The sequence below is a fragment of the Nocardia nova NBRC 15556 genome, assembly GCF_001613005.1.
Taxonomy (GTDB): domain Bacteria; phylum Actinomycetota; class Actinomycetes; order Mycobacteriales; family Mycobacteriaceae; genus Nocardia; species Nocardia nova.
Genome location: NZ_BDBN01000198.1, coordinates 1 through 531, shown reverse-complemented (window position 1 = coordinate 531; position 531 = coordinate 1). Strand labels below are relative to the sequence as shown.

The 531-nt window shown below is 65.0% G+C and carries 1 protein-coding gene; it reads left to right on the top strand.

From position 1 onward, the window contains the following. The coding region (locus NN2_RS35700; protein WP_245658993.1) for an LLM class flavin-dependent oxidoreductase at positions 1 to 531 on the top strand (531 nt) is incomplete at both ends.

Sequence of the window (531 nt, the reverse complement as noted above, 5' to 3'; positions counted from 1 at the left end):
CTGGGATACAAGGCGTCGGCAGAACAATTCGGACCACGCGAGCTCGTCGAGCTCGGCGTTCTGGTCGAAGAACACGGCCTCGACAGTGCGACCGTCAGTGATCATTTCCAGCCGTGGCGGCACGAGGGTGGGCATGCTCCGTTTTCGCTGGCGTGGATGACCGCGGTCGGTGAGCGGACTTCTCGTATTCAGCTGGGGACGTCGGTGCTGACGCCGACGTTCCGCTACAACCCCGCGGTGATCGCCCAGGCGTTCGCGACCCTCGGGGTGCTGTATCCGGAGCGGATCATGCTGGGTGTGGGCACCGGGGAGGCGCTCAACGAGATCGCGACGGGTTACAAGGGGGAGTGGCCGGAGTTCAAGGAGCGTTTCGCCCGGTTGCGCGAGTCGGTGGATCTGATGCGCGCGTTGTGGAGTGGTGACCGGGTCGATTTCGAGGGCCAGTACTACAACACGGTCGGCGCGTCGATCTACGATGTGCCGCCGGCGGGGATTCCGGTGTATATCGCGGCGGGTGGTCCGGTGGTGGCT